Annotated in this window: 28 protein-coding genes; 15 read left to right on the top strand and 13 right to left on the bottom strand. The window is 63.0% G+C overall.

What is annotated here, in order from left to right:
* Positions 1-40: 40 nt before the first annotated feature.
* From K3178_RS09220 to K3178_RS09180, 9 genes are all read right to left on the bottom strand, one after another.
* Positions 41-325 carry a hypothetical protein gene (locus tag K3178_RS09220; protein ID WP_221571104.1) on the bottom strand — a complete coding sequence of 95 codons (285 nt, stop codon included), beginning with the start codon at positions 323-325 and terminating at the stop codon, positions 41-43.
* Positions 322-630, bottom strand: coding sequence for a hypothetical protein (locus tag K3178_RS09215; RefSeq protein WP_221571103.1), 309 nt, complete (start codon positions 628-630; stop codon positions 322-324). Before K3178_RS09215 ends, K3178_RS09220 begins: the two co-directional genes overlap by 4 nt.
* Positions 630-911 (bottom strand): hypothetical protein, encoded by a 282-nt coding sequence (locus tag K3178_RS09210; RefSeq protein ID WP_247713672.1) that lies wholly within the window; start codon positions 909-911, stop codon positions 630-632. The genes K3178_RS09215 and K3178_RS09210 overlap by 1 nt, the downstream gene beginning before the upstream one ends.
* Positions 911-1219: a hypothetical protein gene (locus tag K3178_RS09205; RefSeq protein ID WP_221571102.1), complete on the bottom strand. Its 309-nt coding sequence runs from the start codon at positions 1217-1219 to the stop codon at positions 911-913. Before K3178_RS09205 ends, K3178_RS09210 begins: the two co-directional genes overlap by 1 nt.
* Positions 1219-1530: a hypothetical protein gene (locus K3178_RS09200; protein WP_221571101.1), complete on the bottom strand. Its 312-nt coding sequence runs from the start codon at positions 1528-1530 to the stop codon at positions 1219-1221. The genes K3178_RS09205 and K3178_RS09200 overlap by 1 nt, the downstream gene beginning before the upstream one ends.
* A gap of 27 nt (positions 1531-1557) precedes the next feature.
* The gene (pspC, locus tag K3178_RS09195) at positions 1558-1935 is read right to left on the bottom strand and encodes an envelope stress response membrane protein PspC (RefSeq protein WP_221571100.1); all 378 of its coding nucleotides are present in this window, start codon (positions 1933-1935) and stop codon (positions 1558-1560) included.
* A complete protein-coding gene (pspB, locus tag K3178_RS09190) occupies positions 1932-2234 on the bottom strand; it encodes an envelope stress response membrane protein PspB (protein WP_221571099.1) in 303 nt (100 codons plus the stop codon). The genes pspC and pspB overlap by 4 nt, the downstream gene beginning before the upstream one ends.
* Before the next feature lie 3 nt (positions 2235-2237).
* Positions 2238-3041: a phage shock protein PspA gene (gene pspA / locus K3178_RS09185; RefSeq protein ID WP_221571098.1), complete on the bottom strand. Its 804-nt coding sequence runs from the start codon at positions 3039-3041 to the stop codon at positions 2238-2240.
* Positions 3042-3157: 116 nt separating this feature from the next.
* A complete protein-coding gene (locus K3178_RS09180; protein WP_221571097.1) occupies positions 3158-3310 on the bottom strand; it encodes a hypothetical protein in 153 nt (50 codons plus the stop codon).
* A 156-nt stretch (positions 3311-3466) separates the two neighbouring features.
* Between K3178_RS09180 and pspF the strand changes: the two genes are divergently transcribed.
* Complete coding sequence (gene pspF / locus K3178_RS09175; RefSeq protein ID WP_221571096.1) at positions 3467-4495, top strand: phage shock protein operon transcriptional activator; 1029 nt, start codon at positions 3467-3469, stop codon at positions 4493-4495.
* Here pspF and K3178_RS09170 read toward each other — a convergent pair.
* On the bottom strand, positions 4492-4968 hold the full coding sequence (locus tag K3178_RS09170) for a hypothetical protein (protein ID WP_221571095.1): 477 nt from the start codon (positions 4966-4968) through the stop codon (positions 4492-4494). The genes pspF and K3178_RS09170 overlap by 4 nt on opposite strands.
* 252 nt (positions 4969-5220) lie before the next feature.
* Here K3178_RS09170 and rimP point away from each other — a divergent pair, with 252 nt between their 5' ends.
* From rimP to rbfA, 8 genes are all read left to right on the top strand, one after another.
* The gene (rimP, locus tag K3178_RS09165) at positions 5221-5778 is read left to right on the top strand and encodes a ribosome maturation protein RimP (protein WP_221571094.1); all 558 of its coding nucleotides are present in this window, start codon (positions 5221-5223) and stop codon (positions 5776-5778) included.
* Positions 5778-7415 carry a transcription termination factor NusA gene (nusA, locus tag K3178_RS09160; protein ID WP_221571093.1) on the top strand — a complete coding sequence of 546 codons (1638 nt, stop codon included), beginning with the start codon at positions 5778-5780 and terminating at the stop codon, positions 7413-7415. The genes rimP and nusA overlap by 1 nt, the downstream gene beginning before the upstream one ends.
* Positions 7396-8124, top strand: a complete 729-nt coding sequence (locus K3178_RS09155; RefSeq protein WP_221571092.1) for a DUF448 domain-containing protein — start codon at positions 7396-7398, stop codon at positions 8122-8124. Before nusA ends, K3178_RS09155 begins: the two co-directional genes overlap by 20 nt.
* Before the next feature lie 22 nt (positions 8125-8146).
* Positions 8147-10651, top strand: a complete 2505-nt coding sequence (gene infB, locus K3178_RS09150) for a translation initiation factor IF-2 (RefSeq protein ID WP_221571091.1) — start codon at positions 8147-8149, stop codon at positions 10649-10651.
* Complete coding sequence (locus K3178_RS09145; protein ID WP_345719883.1) at positions 10648-11073, top strand: PaaI family thioesterase; 426 nt, start codon at positions 10648-10650, stop codon at positions 11071-11073. Before infB ends, K3178_RS09145 begins: the two co-directional genes overlap by 4 nt.
* Complete coding sequence (locus K3178_RS09140; protein ID WP_221571090.1) at positions 11070-11624, top strand: DUF1697 domain-containing protein; 555 nt, start codon at positions 11070-11072, stop codon at positions 11622-11624. Before K3178_RS09145 ends, K3178_RS09140 begins: the two co-directional genes overlap by 4 nt.
* A gap of 91 nt (positions 11625-11715) precedes the next feature.
* Entirely contained in the window at positions 11716-11934 is a 219-nt protein-coding gene (locus K3178_RS09135) for a hypothetical protein (RefSeq protein ID WP_221571089.1), read from the top strand.
* Positions 11935-11990: 56 nt separating this feature from the next.
* Positions 11991-12392 (top strand): 30S ribosome-binding factor RbfA, encoded by a 402-nt coding sequence (rbfA, locus tag K3178_RS09130; protein ID WP_221571088.1) that lies wholly within the window; start codon positions 11991-11993, stop codon positions 12390-12392.
* 27 nt (positions 12393-12419) lie between these two features.
* Here the strand turns inward: rbfA and K3178_RS09125 are convergent, their stop codons facing one another.
* Entirely contained in the window at positions 12420-14072 is a 1653-nt protein-coding gene (locus tag K3178_RS09125; RefSeq protein WP_221571087.1) for an AbgT family transporter, read from the bottom strand.
* Positions 14073-14167: 95 nt separating this feature from the next.
* Here K3178_RS09125 and K3178_RS09120 point away from each other — a divergent pair, with 95 nt between their 5' ends.
* Entirely contained in the window at positions 14168-14746 is a 579-nt protein-coding gene (locus K3178_RS09120) for a thymidine kinase (RefSeq protein WP_221571086.1), read from the top strand.
* 4 nt (positions 14747-14750) lie between these two features.
* On the opposite strand, the gene K3178_RS09115 is transcribed toward K3178_RS09120, so the two are convergent.
* Positions 14751-16568: a DUF1963 domain-containing protein gene (locus K3178_RS09115; RefSeq protein ID WP_221571085.1), complete on the bottom strand. Its 1818-nt coding sequence runs from the start codon at positions 16566-16568 to the stop codon at positions 14751-14753.
* A gap of 138 nt (positions 16569-16706) precedes the next feature.
* On the opposite strand from K3178_RS09115, the gene K3178_RS09110 reads away from it, so the two are divergent.
* The 5 genes from K3178_RS09110 to K3178_RS09090 all read left to right on the top strand — a co-directional run bounded on the left by K3178_RS09110 (position 16707) and on the right by K3178_RS09090 (position 21794).
* Complete coding sequence (locus tag K3178_RS09110) at positions 16707-17396, top strand: site-2 protease family protein (protein WP_221571084.1); 690 nt, start codon at positions 16707-16709, stop codon at positions 17394-17396.
* Positions 17393-18313: a tRNA pseudouridine(55) synthase TruB gene (truB, locus tag K3178_RS09105; protein ID WP_345719882.1), complete on the top strand. Its 921-nt coding sequence runs from the start codon at positions 17393-17395 to the stop codon at positions 18311-18313. Before K3178_RS09110 ends, truB begins: the two co-directional genes overlap by 4 nt.
* Before the next feature lie 4 nt (positions 18314-18317).
* The gene (rpsO, locus tag K3178_RS09100; RefSeq protein ID WP_221571082.1) at positions 18318-18587 is read left to right on the top strand and encodes a 30S ribosomal protein S15; all 270 of its coding nucleotides are present in this window, start codon (positions 18318-18320) and stop codon (positions 18585-18587) included.
* Between the two features lie 177 nt (positions 18588-18764).
* Positions 18765-21044: a polyribonucleotide nucleotidyltransferase gene (pnp, locus tag K3178_RS09095; RefSeq protein WP_221571081.1), complete on the top strand. Its 2280-nt coding sequence runs from the start codon at positions 18765-18767 to the stop codon at positions 21042-21044.
* Positions 21045-21113: 69 nt separating this feature from the next.
* Positions 21114-21794, top strand: a complete 681-nt coding sequence (locus K3178_RS09090) for a spermidine synthase family protein (RefSeq protein ID WP_221571080.1) — start codon at positions 21114-21116, stop codon at positions 21792-21794.
* On the opposite strand, the gene K3178_RS09085 is transcribed toward K3178_RS09090, so the two are convergent.
* The gene (locus K3178_RS09085) at positions 21791-22996 is read right to left on the bottom strand and encodes a GGDEF domain-containing protein (RefSeq protein WP_221571079.1); all 1206 of its coding nucleotides are present in this window, start codon (positions 22994-22996) and stop codon (positions 21791-21793) included. The two genes, K3178_RS09090 and K3178_RS09085, sit on opposite strands and share 4 nt — an antisense overlap.
* Between the last annotated feature and the right edge of the window lie 128 nt (positions 22997-23124).

The following is a 23124-nucleotide window of genomic DNA, read 5'->3' as shown; positions in this document are numbered from 1 at the left end:
TCCCCATGTCCTCCTTCAACCTGTGCCTATCCAACCCGCCTCAATCGGCCTGCTTGTCGCGCAGGGCTTCGATTTCGGCGGAAATCCTCTTGGTTTCCTGAGCGTCGAGCGAGTTGCCGTCGGTGGCGATCCGCTCGAGCACCTTGATGCGTTCGCGCAGGTCCTCGATCTCCCGTTCGGCATCCGAGTCGCGGGCATTGCCGAAGCTTTCGTTACCGCGCTCGTCCGGAACGATGCCGCGCTCGGCCCGATGGCGGGCCTTGGCCGTCTGGACGATGCCCCAGACCACGATGGCGACAACTGCTACGATTGCCCATCCGCTCATTTGGCCTTCTCCGTACGGTCTTCGATCGCATCGAGCGCGCGCAATTCCTCGATCTGCGAGGCGAGCGCATGATTGCCGTCAGTCGCAATGCGTTCGAGCACGCGCAGCCGTTCTTCCATCTTCGAATAGTCCGTATTCTCTTGTCGCGCCCGGGCAGCTTCGGCCTCCGCCGCGCGCGCCCGCAACTCCAGTTTGCGCTCCTGATGGCGATGGTTTTGCCGGCTGAACAGATATCCGCTCGCCAACGAGATCAGCAGGATGGCCAAGACGAAAAGAAAGATCATTTCGAGTTCGGGATCGACCATCAGTTGACCCCCTTTACGCGGTCATCCGACAGGTCTTCGATCTGCATGGCCAGATCCAGGCCGCGATCGGTCGCAATACGTTCCATTACACGCATGCGCTGCTCCAGGCGCTCGACCTTTGTAGCGTATTGCGCAGCCTTCTCGGCGGTCTGGTTGGCCATAAGTTCGAACATCTTCTCGCGGTGATCGAGCCAGCGCTTGAGGAGACTATTCGCGAGCAGATACGTCATCGGTATCATGAAGAATGCGAAGGCAAGCATCAGTACGAATTCGCGGTCCATCAGTTGGCCTCCTTCTTGTCGCGTAGGCGGTCGATTTCGCTCGTCAGGTGGTACCCGCTATCGGTAACGATGCGTTCGACATTGCCCAGCCGGTCCTTGAGCGAACCGAGTTCGGCGCGCAGCTCGGCGTTTTCCTGGGTCAACAGTTTAACCCGTTCGACCGCCTCCGTGTTCTTAGGGTATATGGGCCGACCGAAGCTGCCTTCGAGGGGGTAGCCGTTCTTCATCTTCATCCAGTTTGAAAGCAGGTAACCCGCGGTCATTATGGCGATGCCGGCAATAACGGTCGTTTCGTTGAGGAATTCCATCACGCCTTGGCTCCCTGTCTTATCTCCAACGGCACGCCGCTGCCCTGTTCTTCCACCCGGCGCTCGTCACGCAGGGCTTCGATCTGAGTAGCGACGTCGTAACCCTTGTCGGTCACGATGCGTTCGAGAACGCGGACCCGGTCCTCCAGTTTCTGAACCTGGCTGGCATATTGGGCAGCCTGTTCCGCGGTTGCCTGCGCGGTAGTCTGCACGTTCATTTCGGCAATCTTCTGCTGGCCTTTTACCCAGACGATGAAGCCAACCATGAGGAATGGTGCGAGCGGGATCAGAACCCAGACTGCGTCTCCCATTTCAACTCTCCCACTTTTTGGTCGCGATTAGCGCAGGCGCTCGATTTCGGCGGTCAGGCGCGGATTGCTGCTGACGTAGAAGGTTTCGACTTCGGCCAGGCGGCGATCGACGTCCTTCATCTTGGCGCGGATTTCGCGCGCGGTGCGCTTCGGGTTCTGGCGCACGCCCTGCCAGTATTTCTGCTCGGCAGGCTCCGAATAGAGATGCGCGGGCTTCTTGTTGAGCAGGACGCCTGCGATGAAATAGAAGGGAATGGTCGAACCGCCGGTCATGAAGGTCAGGCCGAGGAAACCGAGCCGCACCCAGAAGGCGTTGACGCCGGTATAGTCCGCGATGCCCGAGCACACGCCCATCAGCTTCGCATTCTGCTTGTCGCGATAGAGAGTGGTGCGGGGGCTGTTCACTTTGCCATTCCTTTCTTTTCGGCGATCAGCTGTTCGAGTTCGCGCAGCTGCTGGTTGTCTTCCTCGCTGTCGTGCACGAGGCGGGCGGCGCTGAAGCCGGGATTGTCCGAGGCGACCAGGCGCTCGACCGTATCCATGCGCTCGTCGAGGCGCTTGGCGAGGTTGTAGAGCTCCTCGAGCAGGGCTTCGTCGTCGGTGGTGATGGTGGCAGCCGTCTTCCACTTCGTGATATAGTGGAGGATGATCCACGGCAGGAACACGAAGATTGCCGCGATTGCCATGACGTCTTCGACATCCATGATTTATTTCCCCTGTTTGTCAGCGGCGTCGTCGGACATGCCGAGCGCCTTCTTCATTTCAGCAAGCTCGTCGTCGATCGCATCGGCGCCTTCCAGCGCGGCGATTTCGTCGGCGAGGCTCGGCTTCGAATTGCCTTCGATAGCCAGCGCATCGGCGCGACCCTCTGCGTAGTCGACGCGGCGTTCGAGCTGGTCGAACCGGCTCAGCGCATCGTCGACGCGGTCTTCGGTCATCAGGCTGCGCAGCTTGACGCGGTTCTCCGCACTTTCGAGACGCGCGGCGATCGCGGTCTGGCGGCTACGGGCTTCGCGCAGGCGGTTCTGCAGCTTTTGGATGTCCTGCTCGTAAGCGCGCAGGGCATCGTCCAGCACCGAGATTTCCTGTTTGAGCTGCTCGCTCATGTCGGCGGCCTTCTTCTTCTCGACGAGCGCTGCGCGGGCAAGGTCCTCGCGGTCCTTGCTGAGCGCCAGCTGCGCCTTCTCGCCCCAGTCGGCCTGGAGTTTGTCGAGCTTGACCGTGTGACGGTGCATTTCCTTCTGGTCGGCGATGGTGCGCGCGGCACTGGCGCGGACCTCGACCAGCGTTTCCTCCATTTCGAGGATGATCATGCGGATCATCTTCTGCGGGTCGTCCGCCTTGTCGAGCATATCGTTGAAATTGGCCGCGATGATATCGCGAGTACGGCTGAAGATTCCCATCAAAGGTGCTCCACTGGAGAAAAAGTCGTTGCCCCGGGGCTTGGCCTGTCCCTGCGTCGGCGTAGGCGTGCGGCGGAGCCGTTCTACCTCACTGTCGAGCCGCGACAAGGTCACGCGCTTGGGGCGGGCCGGAGCGTCCGGTGCGTTTGGGGAACGCGGGGGACTGTCGGGACTGGTACGCTCCGGCCCAAGGGGATGTTTATGGTCGCTCACGTCGCCTGACCTTACGCGATCTCGACCTGGCTGATCGAGGCCACCATCGGCATGGGCGTAGTCACCGCGATCTGCGAACTCAGCGCCACGAAAGCAGTCATCATCGCGATGCTGGCGATAGCGGCCTTTCCGAGCGTGGAATTGAAGAACTGGCGGTCGTACATTGTGTCCTCCCTGGACGTGAACTGCTGTTGTCCCATGTTCAGCAAGGGGTGTGCCAAAATCCAAAAACGGGAGAAATCCGCGCAAATCGCATTTCTCGACAAACGGCATGATGGGAGGGATTGCCAAGCCTTGGTGAAATTTCCTATATATTGGTCATGGAGCGGGAAAATCAGTTTATCGGCCAGTCCGGCGCCTTCCTCGATGCGGTCGAGCGGACGAGCCGCGCGGCCCCGATGCGCCGCCCCGTTCTTGTCATCGGCGAGCGGGGAACCGGCAAGGAACTGATCGCCGAACGATTGCATCGACTTTCCACTCGCTGGGACGAACCGCTCGTCACCATGAACTGCGCCGCGCTGCCCGAAACTCTGATCGAGGCCGAGCTTTTCGGACACGAGGCGGGCGCGTTCACGGGTGCTACCAAACAACGCGCCGGACGGTTCGAGGAAGCCGACAAGGGCACGTTATTTCTCGACGAACTGGGTACCTTGTCGATGGGCGCACAAGAGCGGCTGCTCAGGGCAGTCGAGTATGGCGAGGTCACGCGTATCGGGTCCTCGCGTCCGATCCGGGTGGATGTCCGCATCGTGGCGGCAACCAATGAAGACCTGCCCGCCAAGGCCGCGCGCGGCGAATTCCGGGCCGACCTCCTCGACCGGTTGAGCTTCGAGGTCATCACATTGCCGCCCCTGCGCGTGCGTGAAGGCGATATCGAGGTGCTGGCAGACTACTTCGGACGACGGATGGGGGCGGAGCTGGGCTGGGAAGCCTGGCCCGGATTTGCCGAGCACGTCGCCGAGGAGCTCGAAAACCATCAATGGCCCGGAAATGTGCGCGAACTGCGCAACGTGATCGAGCGCGCCGTCTATCGCTGGGACGACTGGGGCAGCCCGATCGGCCATGTGCAATTCGACCCGTTCGAAAGCCCGTGGAAGCCGGTGTCTCCACCGTCGCCGGGGCCGAAGCCGGAAAGCCCACGGACGGCCGAACCGTCGGCGCCTGCGCCTGACCTTGAGAATGTCGACGACTTGCGCGCTGCAGTCGACACGCATGAGCGTGCGATCCTCGAGCACGCACTGGGCAAGCACCGCTGGAACCAGCGACAGACCGCGAAGGCACTCGGCCTGAGCTACGACCAGCTACGCCACGCCATCAAGAAACACGGGCTTATGGAAGGGGCGGACTAGGCCTCTTCTTCGTCGCGGCGGCAGGTCAGCTCGTCTGCTCCGATGTAGAGAACCACATCCTCGCCCACCGGCTCAATCCAGAGATCGTCCATGCCGTCGCGTGCCGCTACGACCGGACGCGAACGCATGAAGGCGGATTCGATGAACCCCTCTCCTCGCCGGTGCTCGAGCGTGTCCCGCGGTGTGTAAAGATCGAGGTTGCCGCTCCAGGCGGTCAGGACATATTCGTTGGGCCGGTCGCTTACCGGCTTGTCCGTGAAGGTGCAGGCGTCGCTTTCTTGCGGCTCGAGCCGGTTCATCCAGCTGCTGCCACCGGGATTGGGATCCTGTCGGTCGGCAAAGTTTGGCAGGCCTTCGGGCGGGGTCCACGCCGTATCGCGGTCACGCGGACCTTCGTCGGCGGTTTCGTCTGCCGCTTCGCCGCACGCGCCCAGCAAGAGCGCCCCCGTTAGGATCAGATAGGTTATTTTCATGTCGCATCCCCTTCGCTGAAGGGCTCTCCCGGTCGTTTCGACAACGGGAACTCCGGGGGAGCACGATCACGGCTTCGTATGGCCGCAGGACTGCTATAACATAAAGCTGGTTGCAATTCACGCTGCCCGCGCCTATCTGGCCATCAATCCCGACATTGTCGCGACACTGGAGGGGCTGGCGCCGCAAGGGGCCGGCCACAAACGCTTACGAGCAACGCCAATGTCGCAATGCATGTCTATACCGGAGTGTGAATGGCAGATATCGACCGCTTGAACGAAGTCATCGAACCCGAAGCGCAGGCGCTGGGTTTCGAACTCGTGCGCGTGAAGATGATGCCCTCGGAAGCCGGTGACGGGGGCATGGCGCTCCAGATCATGGCGGAAGACCCGGCGACCGGACAGCTGATCATCGACCAGTGCGCCGCGCTCTCGCGCCGCGTGTCCGACCGGATCGACGAGCTGGAAGAGCAGGGCGAAGTCCTGGTCGAAGGGGCCTACCACCTCGAAGTCAGCTCGCCCGGCATCGACCGCCCGCTGACCCGCCCCAAGGATTTCGCCAACTGGGCCGGTCACGAAGCCAAGATTGCAATGGACAAAGGTTTCGACGGCCAGCGCAATTACAAAGGCGAACTGAAGGGCATCGAAGGTGACCTCGTGGTCATCGAGGATGCCAAGGCGGGCGAGGTGAAACTCGACCGCAAGCTTATCCACTCGGCGAAGCTCGTCTTGACCGACGCGCTGATTGCCGCCACCCAGCCGCTCGACACGAGCGGTGCCGACGACATCGAAGAAGAAAAGGCAGACGACTGATGGCCAGTGCCATTTCCGCCAACAAGGCTGAACTCCTTGCAATCGCGAATGCGGTCGCATCGGAAAAGATGATCGACAAATCCATCGTGATCGAAGCGATGGAAGAGGCGATCCAGAAGTCCGCCCGCAACCGCTACGGCGCGGAGAACGACATTCGCGCCAAGCTCGATCCGCAGACCGGCGACCTTCGCCTGTGGCGCGTCGTCGAGGTGGTCGAAGAGGTCGAGGACTACTTCAAGCAGGTCGACCTGAAAGCCGCGCAGAAGCTGCAGGACGATGCCAAGGTCGGCGACTTCATCGTCGATCCGCTGCCCCCGGTCGATCTCGGCCGTATCGACGCGCAGTCGGCCAAGCAGGTGATCTTCCAGAAGGTCCGCGATGCCGAGCGCGAGCGCCAGTTCAACGAATTCCAGGACCGTGCCGGCGAAGTCATCACCGGCGTGATCAAGTCGGTCGAATTCGGCCATGTGATCGTCAACCTCGGCCGTGCCGAAGGCGTCATCCGCCGCGACCAGCAGATCCCGCGCGAAGCCGCCCGTGTCGGCGAACGCGTCCGCGCGCTGATCACCAAGGTCGAGCGTAACAACCGCGGCCCGCAGATCTTCCTTTCCCGTGCGCATCCGGACTTCATGAAGAAGCTGTTCGCGCAGGAAGTGCCCGAAATCTACGACGGCATCATCGAGATCAAGGCCGCCGCCCGCGACCCGGGCAGCCGCGCCAAGATCGGCGTGATCAGCCACGACAGCAGCATCGACCCCGTCGGCGCCTGCGTCGGCATGAAGGGTAGCCGCGTGCAGGCCGTCGTGCAGGAACTGCAGGGCGAGAAGATCGACATCATTCCCTGGTCGGAAGATGGCGCGACCTTCATCGTGAACGCGCTCCAGCCCGCCACCGTCAGCCGCGTCGTGCTCGACGAGGAAGACGGCCGCATCGAAGTCGTCGTTCCCGACGACCAGCTGTCGCTCGCCATCGGCCGCCGCGGCCAGAACGTGCGTCTCGCCAGCCAGCTGACCGGCAACCAGATCGACATCATGACCGAGGAAGAAGCCTCGGAGAAGCGCCAGAAGGAATTCGCCGAGCGCTCGAAGATGTTCGAAGAGGAACTGGACGTCGACGAAACGCTTTCGCAGCTGCTCGTCGCCGAAGGTTTCGCCGAGCTCGAAGAAGTCGCCTATGTCGAGCTGGAAGAACTCGCCAGCATCGAAGGCTTCGACGAGGAACTGGCAGAGGAACTCCAGAACCGCGCCAAGGAAGCTCTTGATCGCCAGGAAGAGGCGAGCCGTGCGGAGCGCCGCGAACTGGGTGTCGAAGACGATCTTGCCGAACTGCCGCACATGACCGAAGCGATGCTCGTCACGCTCGGCAAGGCAGGCCTCAAGACGCTCGACGATGTGGCCGATCTCGCCACCGACGAACTCATCGCCAAGAAGCGTGAAGCCCCGCGTCGCCGCAACAATGCCGACGGTCCGCCGATGCGCCGCGATCGTCCGCAGCGCGAGCAGGACAAGGGCGGTGTGCTCGGCGAATACGGCCTGACCGAAGAGCAGGGCAACGAGATCATCATGGCTGCCCGCGCGCACTGGTTCGAAGACGAACCGGCAACCCAGGAGGCCGCCGATGCGGACTCCACACAATGAGCGCCTGAGCCCCGACATCGCTGAAGCCCCCAAGGCCCGGAAAGCTTCCGAGCCCGAACGGCGCTGCATCCTTACCGGAGAGTCGGACTCGCGCGATGCGCTGGTCCGCCTGGCCGCGTCGCCTTCCGGCCTGGTCCTGCCCGACGCGCAGGAAAAGGCACCTGGGCGGGGCGCCTGGGTGTGCTCCTCGCGCGGTGCGATCGAGGACGCGCAGGGTAACGGCAAGCTGAAGGCGGGCCTGTCGCGCGCCTTCAAGACGGGCGATCTCGAGATCCCCGATGACCTGCCGCAGAAGATCGAGGATGCGCTCAAACGCGTGTTTCTCGACCGGCTGGGGCTCGAAATGCGCGTCGGAGCCCTTATCTTGGGCACGCAGCGCATTGCCGAAACCGCGCGGCAGGGCGGCGTTTCGGCGCTATTCCACGCCAGCGATGCCAGCGAGGACGGGCGCAAGAAGCTCGACCAGGCCTGGCGCGTCGGGCGCGATGCGGAAGGCAGCGGAGAGCGCGGCTGGACGCTGCCACTGGACCGCGACGCTTTGTCTGTGGCATTGGGCCGCGACAATGTCGTCCACTTCGGACTGGCAAACGATGCCGCAGCCGCTCGGGTGATGAAACCCTTGAAGCGGCTGATGCATTATCTGGGGCTTCAAATCCCTGACGAATCCGGGCGCGCAGATGCGCCCCGCAACGACGATACAATTGATTGAACGCGAAGAGAAACGAGCAAGAATGAGCGACGACGACAAGAAACCGGCCCGTAAACCGCTGACCCTGAAGGGCGCGCAGCCGGGCGAGGTCAAGCAGACCTTCAGCCATGGCCGCACCAACAAGGTGGCGGTCGAGGTGAAGCGCCGCCGCAAGCTCCTCAAGCCCGGCGAGACTCCGCCGCCGCCTCCGCCGCCCGCGCCGGAGCCGACGCCGGAACCTGCGCCTGCGCCTGCCGCCAAGAAGGCCGCGCCCAAGAAGGCTGCTCCGCCTGCGGAAACCCCGCAGGAACGCGTCGCGCGTCTCCAGCGCGAGGCCGAGGAAGAGCGCCTGAAGCTCGCCGAGGAAGCCCGCAAGCGCGACGAGCAGAACGCCAAGCAGGCTGCCGAGGACGAGAAGAAGCGCGCCGAGGAAAACAAGAAGGCCGAAGCCGAAGCTGCCAAGAAGGCCAAGGAAGACGCCAAGACGGCCAAGGAAGAAGCTCCCGCCGAGCCTGAGGAAGCCCCGGCCGCCGACGAAGGCACGCCCACGCCCGCCGCGCGCAAGTTCACGCCGGTCAAGCGTCCCGAAATCAAGAAGCCGGAGCGCAAGAAGAAGGACGACAAGCCCGAACGCGGTTCGGAAACCCCGGACAAGCGCCGCTCGGGCAAGCTGTCGGTCAAGAAGGCCCTCAACGAGGACGAAGGCCGACGCGCCCGCAGCCTCGCGGCCCTCAAGCGTGCGCGCGAGAAGGAACGTCGCCTCCAGGGTGGCGGATCGAACAAGCCGCGCGAAAAGCAGGTCCGCGACGTGGTCGTGCCCGAAGCCATCACGGTTGGCGAACTTGCCAAGCGCATGGGCGAGAAGGGCGCCGACCTCGTGAAGGAACTCTTCAACCTCGACATGATGGTCACCGTCAATCAGACGATCGACCAGGATACGGCGGAACTGCTCGTCGAACAGTTCGGTCACAACATCCAGAAGGTGTCGGAAGCCGATGTCGATATCGCGGTCGAAGAGGATGTCGATCCGGAAGAAACGCTGAAACCCCGTCCGCCGGTCGTCACCATCATGGGCCATGTCGACCACGGCAAGACCAGCCTGCTCGACGCGCTTCGCGGTGCCAATGTCACCAAGGGCGAAGCCGGCGGCATCACGCAGCATATCGGCAGCTACCAGGTGAAGACCAAGGGCGGCGATGTGATCACCTTCCTGGACACGCCGGGCCACGCTGCCTTCACCCAGATGCGCCAGCGCGGTGCTAACATCACCGATATCGTGGTGCTGGTGGTTGCGGCCGACGACGGCATCATGCCGCAGACGATCGAGGCCATCAATCACACCAAGGCCGCCGGCGTCCCGATGATCGTTGCGATCAACAAGATGGACAAGCCCGAGGCCGATGCGAACAACGTGCGCAGCCGCCTGCTCGAACACGAGGTCATCGTGGAAGCGATGTCGGGCGATGTGCAGGACGTGGAAATCTCGGCCAAGGCCAAGACCGGCCTCGACGAATTGCTCGAAAAGATCGCGCTGCAGGCCGAACTGCTCGAACTCAAGGCACGTCCCGACCGCATGGCCGAGGCGACCGTCATCGAGGCCCAGCTCGACAAGGGTCGCGGCCCCGTCGCCACCGTGCTCATCACGCGCGGTACGCTGGAACGCGGCAATACCTTCGTCGTCGGCACCGAGAGCGGCCGTGTCCGCGCCATCGTCGACGACCAGGGCAAGCAGATCAAGAAGGCCGGTCCTTCGATGCCGGTCGAGGTCCTCGGCCTCGGCGGCGTGCCCAGCGCGGGCGATGTGCTGACCGTCGTCGAAAACGAACAGCGCGCCCGCGAAGTTGCTTCCTATCGCCAGGAAAAGGCGACCGAGAAGCGCACCGCGCTCGCTCCGACCAGCTTCGATACGATGTTCAACAACCTCGCATCGAACGTGATCGAATTCCCCGTGCTGGTGAAAGCCGACGTGCAGGGTTCGGTCGAAGCGATCACCAATGCGCTGCACAACCTCTCGAACGACGAGATCAAGGTCCGCGTCCTGCATGCAGGCGTGGGTGCGATCACCGAAAGCGATGTGACGCTGGCTTCGGCTTCGAAGGCGCCGATCATCGGCTTCAACGTGCGCCCCAATGCCAAGGCGCGCGAGCTGGTGAAGCGCGACGGCGTGGAGATGAAGTATTACGACGTCATCTACCACCTGACCGAGGAAATCGCGAAGGAGATGGCAGGCGAGCTGGGTCCGGAGCGGATCGAGAACGTCGTCGGCCGTGCCGCGGTCAAGGAAGTGTTCCGTTCGGGCAAGAAGGACAAGGCCGCCGGCCTGCTGGTCGAGGAAGGCGTCATCCGCAAGGGGCTGCACGCACGCCTCACGCGCGAAGACGTCATCGTCTCGGCCACGACCATCGCCTCGCTGCGCCGTTTCAAGGACGATGTGGACGAAGTCCGCGCGGGCCTCGAATGCGGCGTGGTCCTTGCCGACACCAACGACATCCAGCCGGGCGACCAGCTCGAGGTGTTCGAGGTCGAGGAGCGTGAACGCACGCTGTGAGCGAGAAGACCGACGCAAGGCCACATAACGAAGGCGCCGCCCATGCCGATCTGATGGGCGTCGTCTTCGACCATTTCGACGAGGAGCGCGAGGAAATCACTTTGCGCTTCACTGCGCCTGACAGCTTCATCACCCCGCGCGGGACGGTGCAGGGCGGTCTGGTTGCGGGCTTCCTCGACGAGGTGATGGGCTGGGCGCATGTCTGGGCCACTAGCCATGAGGAAGCGCCGCTCAATCTCGACATAAACATGACCCTGCTGCGCCCGGTGATGGCCGGGCCGCTGGTGGGCAAGGGCCGCGTGATCAAGCGCGGGCGGCGGGTGATCTATCTCGAAGGCGAACTGTTCGACGAGGGGGGTAACCTACTCGCGCGTTCGACCAGTACCGCAATCCCGACCCCGCGACCCGGCAGCGAGGGGTGAGCGTCCGCCTCGCGTTGCTCGGTAGTATCAATATCGGCGAAAACCGGATCAAGATGGTCGACCTGAAGGCCGCCCTTGCAGCCGCAGGTTATGACGACGTGCAAACGGTGGCGGCCAGCGGAAACGTGATCCTGCGCGACGACAGCGATCCGGCCATGCTCGAAATCCGGCTGGAAAGCGTTGTGCAGGACAGCTTCGGATTCAAATCCTGCGCGATGGTGCGCACCGCCGAGGAAGTACGCGCGGCGATAGCCGACAATCCCTTTCACGGCACCGGTCCCGAACACGGATCGGACAAGATGGTCCATTCCATTTTCCTTAGCCAGCAGCCCGATCGCGCAGCGGCGGAGGCATTGATCGAGGAACATCGCAGCAGGGGCAGCGAAAGGCTGGCCCTGGGAAACCGGGTCCTGTTCCTCGATTATGTACACGGCGTCGGGGTGTCCGACCTGTCGAACAAGGTTCTGGAAAAACGGCTCGGCTGCAAGGGCACTGCGCGAAACATGAATTCGCTCAAACGCATACTTGCAAAGATGGAAAAGCTTGATTGATGGCCAGCCCATCCTTCCATTTTCGTTTGCACGTAACTGAAAGCTAACGGATTCAGCCTAGCAAGCCCTCGACTGCCTGGAGGATTTTACTGTGGATGACAATGATCCGACCGTCTCGAAGGCGATCTGGAAAAAGGTCAGCACCAACGCCAAGAAGGACTGGCCCCAGACCAAGCGCAATTTCGTCCAAGGAGAGGTCGATAATGCACTTCTCGAAGCCGGCATCCCGTGGTTCGGGTCGCTCAAAGCGACCGGCTACTATTTCCTCGTACTGATCCTGATCGTGATTTTCTGGGGCGCCCTGTTCTAGGCGCTCTTGCGTCCCTGTGCTTGCGCTGATGGCCGCAAGCCGCCTATGGGCGCGCGATGGCCAAGCACCAGCATTCGACCCCCGAACAGCAATCGGTCCGCGTCCTCAAGGTGGGCGAACGCGTCCGGCACATATTGTCCGAACTGCTCGCACGCGGCGAGGCGCATGACGACGTGCTGCGCGCGCACAATATCGCTGTCACCGAAGTGCGGATGACGCCCGACCTCAGGAACGCCAAGGCCTATGTGAAGCCGCTGCTGGGCAAGGACGAGACCGAGGTGCTCAAGGCGCTGCGGACCAACACCGCCTTCTTCCAGAAGGAAGTGGCGCAGCGGCTGGGGCTGAAATTCGCGCCCAAGCTGTCCTTCAAGCCGGACGAAAGTTTCGACGAGGCAGACCGGATCGAGAGCCTGCTTTCGGACCCCAAGGTCGCGCGCGATCTGGGGGATGAGGACTAAGCCCCATCCCGCAAGCGGGTAGCGAGGTTACTCCACTATCGCCGGAGCGGCCATTTCGGGCAGAGCATAGCTCACCGGCGCATCGGGCCCGAGCGGCAATCCGATATAGAACCACGCCACGATCAGCAGCGTGCCCGAGATGAGCAGCCAGACCGAATAGGGCAGCATCATCGCCGTGAGGCTGCCGAGGCCGAAGTCCTTCTGCCAGCGCTGCGCGAACACGAGGATCAGCGGGAAGTAAACCATCAGCGGCGTGATGATGTTGGTCGCGCTGTCGCCCACGCGGTAAGCTGCGGTCGCGCCTTCGGGGCTGATCCCGAGCAGCATGAGCATCGGCACGAGGATCGGGGCGAGCAGCGCCCATTTCGCCGATGCGGAGCCCACGAAGAGATTCAGCAGCGCCGCGAACAGCACCATCAGGCCCAGCACGAGCGGCAGCGGCAGGCCGGTACTCTCGATGCCTGCAGCGCCATGCACGGCGGTAATAAGTCCAAGGTTGGACCAGCCGAACATCGCGACGAAATGCGCTGCGGCGAAGGCGAGGACGAGATAATAGCCCATGTCCTTCATGCTTTCGGCCATCATGTTGACGAGGTCGCGGTGGTCCTTGATCGTGCCGGAAGCGCGGCCATAGGCCCAGCCGGTCAGCAGGAAGAGCAGGAAGAAGCCCGCCACCAGCGACTGGTAGAGCGGGGCGAGTTCGGTGTGGATCGAACAATCGGCGATGGCCGAACCGTCTTCGGCAAGGCAGGCCGCCTCGTTCACCAGCGGCGTGCCGGGCGCGAAGACCATCACCAGCCAGAGAGCGACGACGCCAAGCGCGGCAAGTCCGGCAGCGCGCAGCCCCTTGGAGGCCTTGGCGTCGTCGATTTCGGTCGGATCGGGGCTGGTGCCATCGCTATCGATCCCGGCAGTCGTGCCGCCTTTCCAGGGACCGAGACGCGGTTCGATGATCTTGTCGGTCACGTACCATATGATCGGCAGGAACAGCACGGTCATGGCCGAGATGAAATACCAGTTGCCTGCGATATTGGCGGTCCAGGCCGGGTCGAGCGCGCTGGCACCGACGGCTTCCTCGGTGATGCCGAACAGCAATGCGTCGAGCTGGCCGGGTGAGATATTGGCCGAAAAGCCGCCCGAAACCCCGGCAAAGGCGGCGGCGATACCGGCGAGCGGATGACGCCCGGCGGCGGCGAACAGGATGCCGGCAAGCGGGATAAGCACCACGTAACCTGCGTCTGCCGCGTGGTTGCCGAGCATGGCGACCAGCGCCACCACCGGGGTGAGCAGGGATTTGGGTGCGGCCTTCACCGCCTTCGACATGCCCGCAGCGAAGAAACCCGAGCGTTCGGCCACGCCAGCGCCCAGCATCACCACCAGCACGTATCCCAGCGGGTGGAAGTGGGTGAAGGTCTTGGGCATTTCGACCCAGAGCCGCTGGATGTTGTCGGGCGAAAGCAGGCTCACCGCCTCGATCAGCAGCGCGCTGCCGGTCTCCTCGTCGATAGCCGTGGGGTGAAGTGCGGACACGCCGGTCATCGCAGCGATGATCGAAATGATCACGAGCGCGATGATCAGGTAGAAGAAGATGAAGACCGGATCGGGCAACTTGTTGCCCGTGCGTTCGACCCATCCCAGGATGCCGGTCTGCGTGCTGTCTGCGGTGTTCGCCTCTGCCATCTCGTGTCCCTGAAATTGTTTTGCGGGGGCGTCATCCCCCATCCTGTCTGTCACCCTCCTTAACAGCCCTTCGCGCCGAGGCTAGACCCTGTCCCATGGCAAAGCTCTATTTCTATTTTGCGAGCATGAATGCGGGCAAGAGCTCGACCCTGCTGCAGACCGCATTCAACTATGGCGAGAGGGGTATGAAGGTCTCGCTCTGGACCGCCGCGCTGGACGATCGCCCCGGCTTCGGCGCTATCTCCAGCCGCATCGGGCTTGCAAGCGATGCGCATCGCTACGAAGCGGATACCGATATCGAGGCGCGCGTGCTGGAGGAGCATGCCGAGACCGAGCTCGCCTGCGTGCTGGTGGACGAGGCGCAGTTCCTGACCAAGTTACAGGTCTGGCAATTAGCGCGGCTGGCCGATGAGGCAGGCATCCCAGTGCTCTGCTATGGCCTGAGGACAGATTTCCAGGGCGAGCTCTTCCCCGGCTCGGCGGCGCTGCTTGGGATTGCCGATGCGCTGGTCGAGATGAAGGCCGTATGCGACTGCGGACGCAAGGCGACGATGAACCTGCGCGTCGATGCCAATGGCAAGGCGGTAAGCGAAGGCGCACAGACCGAAATCGGCGGCAACGACCGCTACGTGGCCATGTGCCGCAAGCATTTTTCGCAGGCGCTGGAGGGCTGAGGCCTCAGGAGCACTCGAAGGTCAACTCCGCCTTGTCCCAATTGCCCGCCGCTAAATTCTCCGGCGAAATCCAGAAGTGATAGACGCCCATGTCGCCAAACCGGAATTCGGGCAGGTCGTCGTAGGTGATCTGCAGCAGCAGGTGATCGCTCATATGCCCGTAGATGCCGTCCTGCGGGCTGGCACCCACGCCGAACATCTGGTGCATCGCTTTTGACGGGCGGCGATAGCCGTTGTTGAGGTAGGAAAGCACTTCGTCCGGAAGCGCTGCGGCTGCAGCTTGGTCACCGGTGATCATGCGCCGGATGCTCGCGGACCGCAGGTCCTCCATCCGGTACGCCACGCGGTAGCTGCAAACTTGATCGAAGTTGTCCCGGACCTCGCGCATCGCCTCTTCGAGGATCTGCACCTCCTCTGCGCTCATCTCGCTCCACGGATCGCGACCTGAGACGAATTTCTCGAAATGGCCGATGAAGTCCGCCAATTCGCGCCCCTTTTCCTCGATTTTCGGGATTGCGCGGCGATAGCTTTCCTCGTTCGCCTCGGCGGAAGCGATCTTGGCGGCGCTGGGCTCGGGCTCTGCGGCAAGACGGCGCTGGTAGTCGCGCGAAGCGGCGATGCTGTCGTACTGGCTCTGGATGCGCCGGGGCACTCCTGCGAGCGAGGTGCGCAGCTGCCGCAGGAACAGGTCCGCGCCGTACCACCACATGGTGTCGAGGCCCGCAGTCCTATCCTGGTCGTACCTCCCGGCAGTGAAGGCATAGCCGCGCCCCGGTACCAGCCGGTCGAGCGCGGCAAACTGGGCCGTCTCGATCTCTTCGATGATATCGTAATCGTCGCAGGGTTCAGGCAGGTCCTGGGGCAGGGACAGGCGCATCAAGTCGACCGGCCAGAAGGGAAAGGCCTGGTGCGAGACATGCGAGGCGTGTTCGGGCAGCGGATGATCGTCTTCGGCATAGGCTGGCGGCAGATCATGCGGGGCCGGGGTAATCGGGAAGTCGCCTTCGGGCACATGGATTACCGCACCATCATTGATAAAAAAGGCCAGCGAACCGGTTTTCGGGAGCGGGGTATCGGGATTGGCCGCAGCGACTTCGGCGAGATCGATCTGCGCCACGAATGGGAGCGGGACGCCCTTGGCGCTGCGCGGCCATTCGGCATGGCCGAGACGCGGGAGGCCGCCGAAATGCGAGCGGTCGCCGGACCAGTTGCGGTCCTTTTCGCGCGTCTTGCGGACGATGGCGATCGGATCGACCCGCTTGCCGTGGGGCGTTGCCTTGCGAATGCGCTCTCCTGCCATTGCGAAAGCCCGGTCGATCACCTCGTCGGGAATATCACCCTCGAAAGCGGGGAAGGCGCGTTTTAACTCTTCCCGTGTCGGACGGCGCTTTCCCAGCCGGACTTCAAGTGGCAGCAAGCCGCTGTAGTCGAGATTGGGATCACCTGCGCGCGGCACGGGCGGGGGAGGCGGCGGCGGAGCGGCTATCGTTTCCCGATGCGCCACACCCGACAGCGCGCGTTTGCGTGAAACGCCTTCGGGAACAGGATCGTGAGCGGGGAAGCTGGGCTTGGGGATGCTCGGCATCGAAAACTGCGGCAATCCTATGCCGAGCCTCACGAGTACGCCGAAAATTGCGATGATGCCGAGAACGATAACCACCGGCTCGCGTCCGAATGCATCGACGACCGGGACGAAGATGGAATTGACCAGCGCACAGGCAATCTCGCCTTTGCCCGTGGCGGCTGCTCCCTCGATGGGTACATGCCACACCAGCACGGCGAGGCAGATGCAGAGCAAGGCCACTGCCGAGCCTGCTTTCATTTTCCCGATTTGTGAGATCAACATTCGGCTCCGGACTTGGTCGCTTCGCCATAATACTTTCCGGTTAAAGGCAATTTAAGCAGGTACTTGCCGCTCGCGTCTTTACCTCGGCGCACGCGATGTCCATGTGGGCTGGCAATGCTAGACACCCTTACTCTCGCTCTCATCCTCATCCCGTGCCTCGTGATCGCCATCGTCTTTCATGAAGTGGCGCATGGCTGGGTAGCGCTCGCGCTGGGCGACACGACTGCACGCGATCGCGGGCGGCTGACGCTCAATCCGATCAAACATGTCGACCCGGTCGGCACTTTGCTCGTGCCCGGCGCGCTGGCGCTGATGGGCGGGCCGATCTTCGGCTGGGCGAAGCCCGTGCCGGTCGACCAAAGGCGGCTCGACAACCCGCGCTACGGCATGATGGCGGTCGCTGCGGCGGGGCCGGGGACGAACATACTGCTCGCGCTGATCGGCGCCGTCATTTTCGGGATCATCGCAGGCTTCGCAAACAATTGGGGCGTGGCGATACCCGAATTGATGATGACCGCCTTCGGTGCCTTCATCCTGATCAACGCCTTCCTCGCGCTGTTCAACATGCTGCCGATACCGCCCTTCGACGGCTCGCACATCGTCGGAGGGCTGATGCCGCGGCGCTGGGCACATCACTGGCAGAAACTGCAGGCGATGGGCATGCTGCTGCTGGTTGTCCTTATCGCGGTGACGTGGGCGTTTCCCGATGTCTCATGGGTCGAGAACACGATCCTGCCGCCGGTCGAATGGCTGACGGGCCTGTTCTATTCGGTCGCCGACGGCATCGCGCGCCTGATCTCGTGAGCGAGACGAAGAAACCCGCACCGCACGGCTGGCTGCTGCTCGACAAGCCGCGCGGGCTGGGCTCGACGCAGGCGGTGGGGCTAGTCAAGCGCGTGCTCAGGCAGGGCGGCTATGCCAAGACCAAGGTTGGCCATGGCGGAACGCTCGACCCGCTGGCCGAGGGCGTGCTCCCTATCGCGCTGGGCGAGGCGACCAAGCTCGCTGGCCGGATGCTCGACGCCAGCAAGATCTACGACTTCACTCTCCTTTTCGGCGAGCAGACCGATACGCTCGATACCGAGGGCGAAGTGGTGGCCACTTCCGACCACATCCCGACCCGTGCGGACATTGAAACCATCCTCCCGCAATTCACCGGCGCGATCGAACAGGCACCGCCTGCCTATTCGGCAATCAAGATCGACGGCAAACGCGCCTACGACCGCGCGCGGGCGGGCGAGGAAGTCGAAATGAAGCTGCGCGCGACGACCATCCATTCGCTTGAGATCCTCGATGCCGACGAAGCCTCGGTCACCCTCACCGCCCATGTCTCCAAGGGCACATACATCCGCTCCCTTGCACGGGATATCGCGCTGGCGGTTGGAAGCTGCGGCCACGTTACCTATCTCAGGCGCATAAAGGCCGGCCCGTTCCTCGAGAAACAGGCGATTTCGCTGGACTCTGCAGAGGAAATCGCTAAGGGCGCGCCAATCGAAAACCTTCTCCTGCCGCTAGAGGCCGGACTGGACGACATCCCGGTCCTCACCCTCGAACCCGACAGCGCGCAGGCGGTCCGCCAGGGCCGGGTGTTGTCGGACCTGCCCCATAGCGACGGGCTCTACCTTGCCAGGCTGGGACAAACCCCGGTGGCATTGATGGAACTCGAAGCTGGCTCGGCCAAGGTCGTGCGGGGTTTCAACCTAATGGATGTCGCGGAGTAAATGCATGTCGGTTACCACCGAGCGTAAAGCTGAAATCATCAAGGACAACGCCCAGGCAAAGGGCGACACCGGTTCGCCGGAAGTCCAGGTCGCGATCCTCACCGAGCGTATTCGCAACCTCACCGACCACTTCAAGGCCAATCACAAGGACAACCACTCGCGTCGCGGGCTCCTCATGATGGTCAACAAGCGTCGTAACCTGCTCGCCTATCTCAAGAAGAAGGACGTCGAGCGTTACAACGCGCTGATCCAGAAGCTGGGTCTTCGTAAGTAAGAGTTTTCGGGAGGGGCGGCTCGGAAGGGCCGCCCCTCTTGCTATCCGGCTCCGTGGCAATTCGGCTCCGGGGCAGGCAATGGGGCAGACGTAGTCCCCGAACCGGACCGGGACGGAATACCCGGCACAGTAGGCCCCGCCTCGCAATCAGGCGCGGCGGGTCATTTAGGAAAATACATGTTCGACAAGAAAACCGTATCGATCGAGTGGGGCGGAAAGACCCTCACCCTCGAAACCGGTCAGATCGCCCGTCAGGCAGACGGCGCCGTTCTGGCCACCTATGGCGAAACCGTGGTGCTGTGCGCCGTGACCGCCGCCAAGAGCGTCAAGGAAGGACAGGACTTCTTCCCGCTGACCGTTCACTACCAGGAAAAATTCTCCGCCGCGGGCCGTATCCCGGGTGGCTTCTTCAAGCGCGAAGGCCGCGCCACGGAGAAGGAAACGCTGACTTCGCGCCTGATCGACCGCCCCGTGCGTCCGCTCTTCCCCGAAGGCTTCTACAACGAAATCAACGTCATCGCGCAGGTCCTGTCCTATGACGGCGAGACCGAACCCGACATCGTAGCGATGATTGCCGCTTCGGCCGCGCTGACCATTTCGGGCGTGCCCTTCATGGGCCCGATCGGCGCGGCACGCGTCGGCTTCCGCAATGGCGAATACGAACTGAACCCGAGCCTGCAGACCGCGCTCGACGAAGAAGGTCGTCTCGACCTCGTCGTCGCCGCCACGCAGGACGCGGTGATGATGGTCGAATCCGAAGCCAAGGAGCTGACCGAAGAGGAAATGCTCGGCGCCGTCGAATTCGCTCACGACGAAGCGCGCAAGGTCATCGGTGCGATCATCGACCTGGCTGAACAGGCTGCCAAGGATCCGTGGGAAATCGATACCTCGGACGACACCTCGGCCATCAAGGAAAAGCTGCGCGGCCTTATCGGCGACGATATCGCTGCCGCCTACAAGCTGACCGACAAGTCGGCCCGTTCGGACGCGCTCAACCAAGCACGCGCCAAGGCCAAGGAAGCCTTCGCCGAAGAAGAAGCGCAGACGCAGCTCGTCGCCAACAAGGCGGTCAAGAAGCTGGAAGCGGAAATCGTTCGCGGCGCCATCCTCAAGGACGGCACCCGTATCGACGGCCGCAAGCTCGACCAGGTTCGCCCGATCGAGGCGATGGTCGGCCTGCTTCCGCGTACGCATGGTTCGGCACTGTTCACCCGCGGTGAAACGCAGGCGATCTGCACCACCACGCTGGGCACCAAGGATGCAGAGCAGATGATCGACGGTCTCGAAGGCCTGTCGTACAATCACTTCATGCTGCACTACAACTTCCCGCCGTACTCGGTCGGCGAAGTTGGCCGCTTCGGCTTCACCGGTCGCCGCGAAACGGGTCACGGCAAGCTCGCATGGCGCGCGCTGAACCCCGTCCTGCCCGACCATGAAGACTTCCCCTACACGATCCGCGTGTTGTCGGACATCACCGAGTCTAACGGCTCGAGCTCGATGGCGACCGTGTGCGGCGGCTGTCTGTCGATGATGGACGCAGGCGTGCCGATCGAACGTCCGGTGTCCGGCATCGCCATGGGCCTGATCCTCGAAGGCGACGACTTCGCCGTCCTGTCGGACATCCTGGGTGACGAAGATCACCTCGGCGACATGGACTTCAAGGTCGCAGGTTCGGAAGCTGGCATCACCACCATGCAGATGGACATCAAGGTTGCCGGCATCACCAAGGAAATCATGGCCAAGGCGCTCGAACAGGCGAAAGCCGGCCGTGCGCACATCCTCGGCGAGATGAACAAGGCGCTTTCGAGTGCACGTAGCGGCGTTTCCAAGCACGCTCCGCGCATCGAGACGATGCAGATCGACAAGTCGAAGATCCGCGACGTCATCGGTACGGGCGGCAAGGTGATCCGCGAGATCGTCGCGGAAACCGGCGCCAAGGTCGACATCGACGACGAAGGCGTGATCAAGATTTCGTCGAGCAATGCCGACGAGATCGAGGCAGCCCGCAAGTGGATCGAAGGCATCGTCGAAGAGGCGGAGGTCGGCAAGATCTACACCGGCAAGGTCGTCAACATCGTCGACTTCGGCGCATTCGTGAACTTCATGGGCGGCAAGGACGGTCTCGTCCACGTCAGCGAAATGAAGAACGAGCGCGTCGAGAAGCCGACCGACGTCGTGTCGGAAGGCCAGGAAGTGAAGGTCAAGGTCCTCGAGATTGACCAGCGCGGCAAGGTCCGCCTGTCGATGCGCGTGGTCGACCAGGAAACCGGCGAAGAGCTGGAAGACACCCGCCCGCCGCGCGAACCGCGCGGTGACCGTGGCCCGCGTGGCGGCGGCGATCGTCGCGGTGGCCGTGGCGGCGACCGCGGTGGCCGTGGTCCGCGCCGCGACCGTGACGGTGGCGGAAACAAGGACGGGGGCGGTGAAGCCCACGTGCCGGACTTCCTGAAGGACTAAGCTTCTTCAAAGCCAAATCAGGAAAGGGCCGCTCGACAGGGCGGCCCTTTTCGTATCTAGGGTGCGCGCATGCTCCCGCGCGAAACCCTTGCCACTGCCCAGATCCCCGGAGGCGACACGCTGACGCTTGTCAGCCACGGGCGCGATTACATCATCATGCTCGGTCGCAACGAGCTGATGGGTACGCGGATGCAGTTCAGCGAGGAGCAGCTGGCAGAACTGACGCTGGCGGAATTGCGCACCAGCGCGCCGCGCGTGCTGATCGGCGGATACGGCATGGGCTTCACCTTCCGCAAGGCGCTGGAGAAGGGCGGGGTGAAGGCCGATATCGTGGTGGCCGAAGTCGTGCCCGAAATACTCGAATGGGCGGAGGGTCCGCTGGCGCATCTGACCGGCGATACGCTCTCGGACCCGCGCGGCGAGGTGGTTCTGTGCGATGTCGCGGCGCTGATCGACGATGCGAACGACGGCACCTGCGGCAAGTGGGACGCGATCCTGCTCGATGTCGACAATGGCCCGGACGGGATCGTGCGCGACGGGAACGAGCGGCTCTATTCCAAGACCGGCCTCGGCAAGGCGCGCGACGCGCTCAACCCGGGCGGAGTACTGGCGGTATGGTCCGCTGCGCCCGACCACCGGTTCCGGATCCGGCTGAAGGATGCCGGCTTCGACGTCGAGGAGCGCAGCGTGCGCGCGCGTCCCAACAACAAGGGGCCGCGCCACACGATCTGGTTTGCCAGGAAGCGCTAGGCGCTCTTGAGCGAGGCACCGGGGCGGAACTCGGTGAGCGAGAGGCTGCGATTGCGCCCCGCTTCCTTGGCCGCATAAAGCGCGCGGTCGGCGCGTTTCATCACCGAACCCAGCGTGTCGTTTTCCTCGAGCGCGGCAAGACCGGCGCTGGCGGTGATCGGATAGGGTAGCTCAGGCACGGCATTGCGCACGCCCTGCGTGATCCCGCGACGGGCGATCTCGGCAGCTTCCTGCCAGTTCTCGCCATAAAGCAGCAGGACGAACTCCTCGCCGCCCAGCCGCGCTGCGAACAGGTTCTCGCTGTCGAGGCTGCGCGCAACGGCGCACAGCACGCTGTCGCCGACATCGTGGCCGAACTGGTCGTTGATGCGCTTGAAATGGTCGCAGTCGACCAGCGCGAGGCCAGTCGGGCGGCGGCGTTGCTTGCCGTTGAAATGCTGTTCAAGCCCGCGCCGGTTGGCGATATTGGTCAGCGGGTCGAGCGCGGTGGCGAGTTTCGCCTCCCGCATGTCCTTGAGCGCGCGGTCGCGTTCACCCTTGATGCCCATGAAACCGTCGACCACGCCCATCGCGGTGATGATGAACTCGATCACCAGAGCGCCCATCATGGCAGCGAAATAGTGAGGGATCATTCCGCCGACGATCAATTCGTGGAGCAAGGCGGCAATCGCCACGGCGAGGGCAGGTGCCCAAGCAAATGCCTGGAAGATCGCGGCGCGGCTGCCTTCGCGGATCGTGCCGGCGATGCCCCAGCACAGCATGCCGAGCATTCCCAGGAGGATCGTGTCGTGCAGCCAGTCCAGCCTTCCCGCGAAGACGATGGAGGGTAATAGTGCGATGGGCACGAGGCTCATCGGCAGCATCAAGCCGAGAAGCTTGCGCTCGCGGCGGGCAACCACGCGCTTTTCGAGATAGGAGGCCAGCATCGGACCGGTGAAAGCGAAACCGAGGTCGGTCGCCACCACGCCGATCAAAAGCCGCTCGGTGTCGGAAATGAAATCGGGAACCGGCAGCTGCTCAGCCAGCGCCCACACCATGATCGTGATGGCGGTCACACGGGCGACGATCCAGGCGAGAAAACGGCGACGCATGATCGGAAGCAGCGCCAGCGCGGTGCCTCCGAAGATAAATGCGCTTGCAATGAAGGCGCCGAGTGTGGCGCTCGCCCAGTCCATCTCTCGCCCCTCTTCTCTTTCCCGCATGAACGGGTTTCATGCCCAGATAGCCCCCCAAATGGCATCAAGGCATGAGAAGCTGGTTACTTTTCATGGTAACCAGCGAGGAAAGATTGCCGGAAAAATCCAGCGAATCCGACCGTTTGCGCGAGTTA

Origin of the sequence: Qipengyuania sphaerica (assembly GCF_019711595.1) — a bacterium.
GTDB lineage: Bacteria > Pseudomonadota > Alphaproteobacteria > Sphingomonadales > Sphingomonadaceae > Qipengyuania > Qipengyuania sphaerica.
Note: the sequence above shows the minus strand (reverse complement) of the source record. Positions and strands in the feature narration are given on the sequence as shown.

Coding starts and splice junctions, on each gene's coding strand:
- K3178_RS09085 (WP_221571079.1), bottom strand. CDS start 22,996: ATGCGGGAAAGAGAAGAGGGGCGAGAGATGGACTGGGCGAGCGCCACA.
- K3178_RS09210 (WP_247713672.1), bottom strand. CDS start 911: ATGGACCGCGAATTCGTACTGATGCTTGCCTTCGCATTCTTCATGATA.
- K3178_RS09170 (WP_221571095.1), bottom strand. CDS start 4,968: ATGAAAATAACCTATCTGATCCTAACGGGGGCGCTCTTGCTGGGCGCG.
- pspF (WP_221571096.1), top strand. CDS start 3,467: ATGGAGCGGGAAAATCAGTTTATCGGCCAGTCCGGCGCCTTCCTCGAT.
- K3178_RS09205 (WP_221571102.1), bottom strand. CDS start 1,219: ATGGAATTCCTCAACGAAACGACCGTTATTGCCGGCATCGCCATAATG.
- K3178_RS09115 (WP_221571085.1), bottom strand. CDS start 16,568: ATGAAAGCAGGCTCGGCAGTGGCCTTGCTCTGCATCTGCCTCGCCGTG.
- K3178_RS09090 (WP_221571080.1), top strand. CDS start 21,114: ATGCTCCCGCGCGAAACCCTTGCCACTGCCCAGATCCCCGGAGGCGAC.
- K3178_RS09200 (WP_221571101.1), bottom strand. CDS start 1,530: ATGGGAGACGCAGTCTGGGTTCTGATCCCGCTCGCACCATTCCTCATG.
- K3178_RS09110 (WP_221571084.1), top strand. CDS start 16,707: ATGCTAGACACCCTTACTCTCGCTCTCATCCTCATCCCGTGCCTCGTG.
- K3178_RS09120 (WP_221571086.1), top strand. CDS start 14,168: ATGGCAAAGCTCTATTTCTATTTTGCGAGCATGAATGCGGGCAAGAGC.
- K3178_RS09155 (WP_221571092.1), top strand. CDS start 7,396: ATGCGGACTCCACACAATGAGCGCCTGAGCCCCGACATCGCTGAAGCC.
- rbfA (WP_221571088.1), top strand. CDS start 11,991: ATGGCCAAGCACCAGCATTCGACCCCCGAACAGCAATCGGTCCGCGTC.
- K3178_RS09220 (WP_221571104.1), bottom strand. CDS start 325: ATGAGCGGATGGGCAATCGTAGCAGTTGTCGCCATCGTGGTCTGGGGC.
- K3178_RS09215 (WP_221571103.1), bottom strand. CDS start 630: ATGGTCGATCCCGAACTCGAAATGATCTTTCTTTTCGTCTTGGCCATC.
- K3178_RS09125 (WP_221571087.1), bottom strand. CDS start 14,072: ATGGCAGAGGCGAACACCGCAGACAGCACGCAGACCGGCATCCTGGGA.
- pnp (WP_221571081.1), top strand. CDS start 18,765: ATGTTCGACAAGAAAACCGTATCGATCGAGTGGGGCGGAAAGACCCTC.
- K3178_RS09180 (WP_221571097.1), bottom strand. CDS start 3,310: ATGTACGACCGCCAGTTCTTCAATTCCACGCTCGGAAAGGCCGCTATC.
- rpsO (WP_221571082.1), top strand. CDS start 18,318: ATGTCGGTTACCACCGAGCGTAAAGCTGAAATCATCAAGGACAACGCC.
- pspB (WP_221571099.1), bottom strand. CDS start 2,234: ATGGATGTCGAAGACGTCATGGCAATCGCGGCAATCTTCGTGTTCCTG.
- nusA (WP_221571093.1), top strand. CDS start 5,778: ATGGCCAGTGCCATTTCCGCCAACAAGGCTGAACTCCTTGCAATCGCG.
- infB (WP_221571091.1), top strand. CDS start 8,147: ATGAGCGACGACGACAAGAAACCGGCCCGTAAACCGCTGACCCTGAAG.
- rimP (WP_221571094.1), top strand. CDS start 5,221: ATGGCAGATATCGACCGCTTGAACGAAGTCATCGAACCCGAAGCGCAG.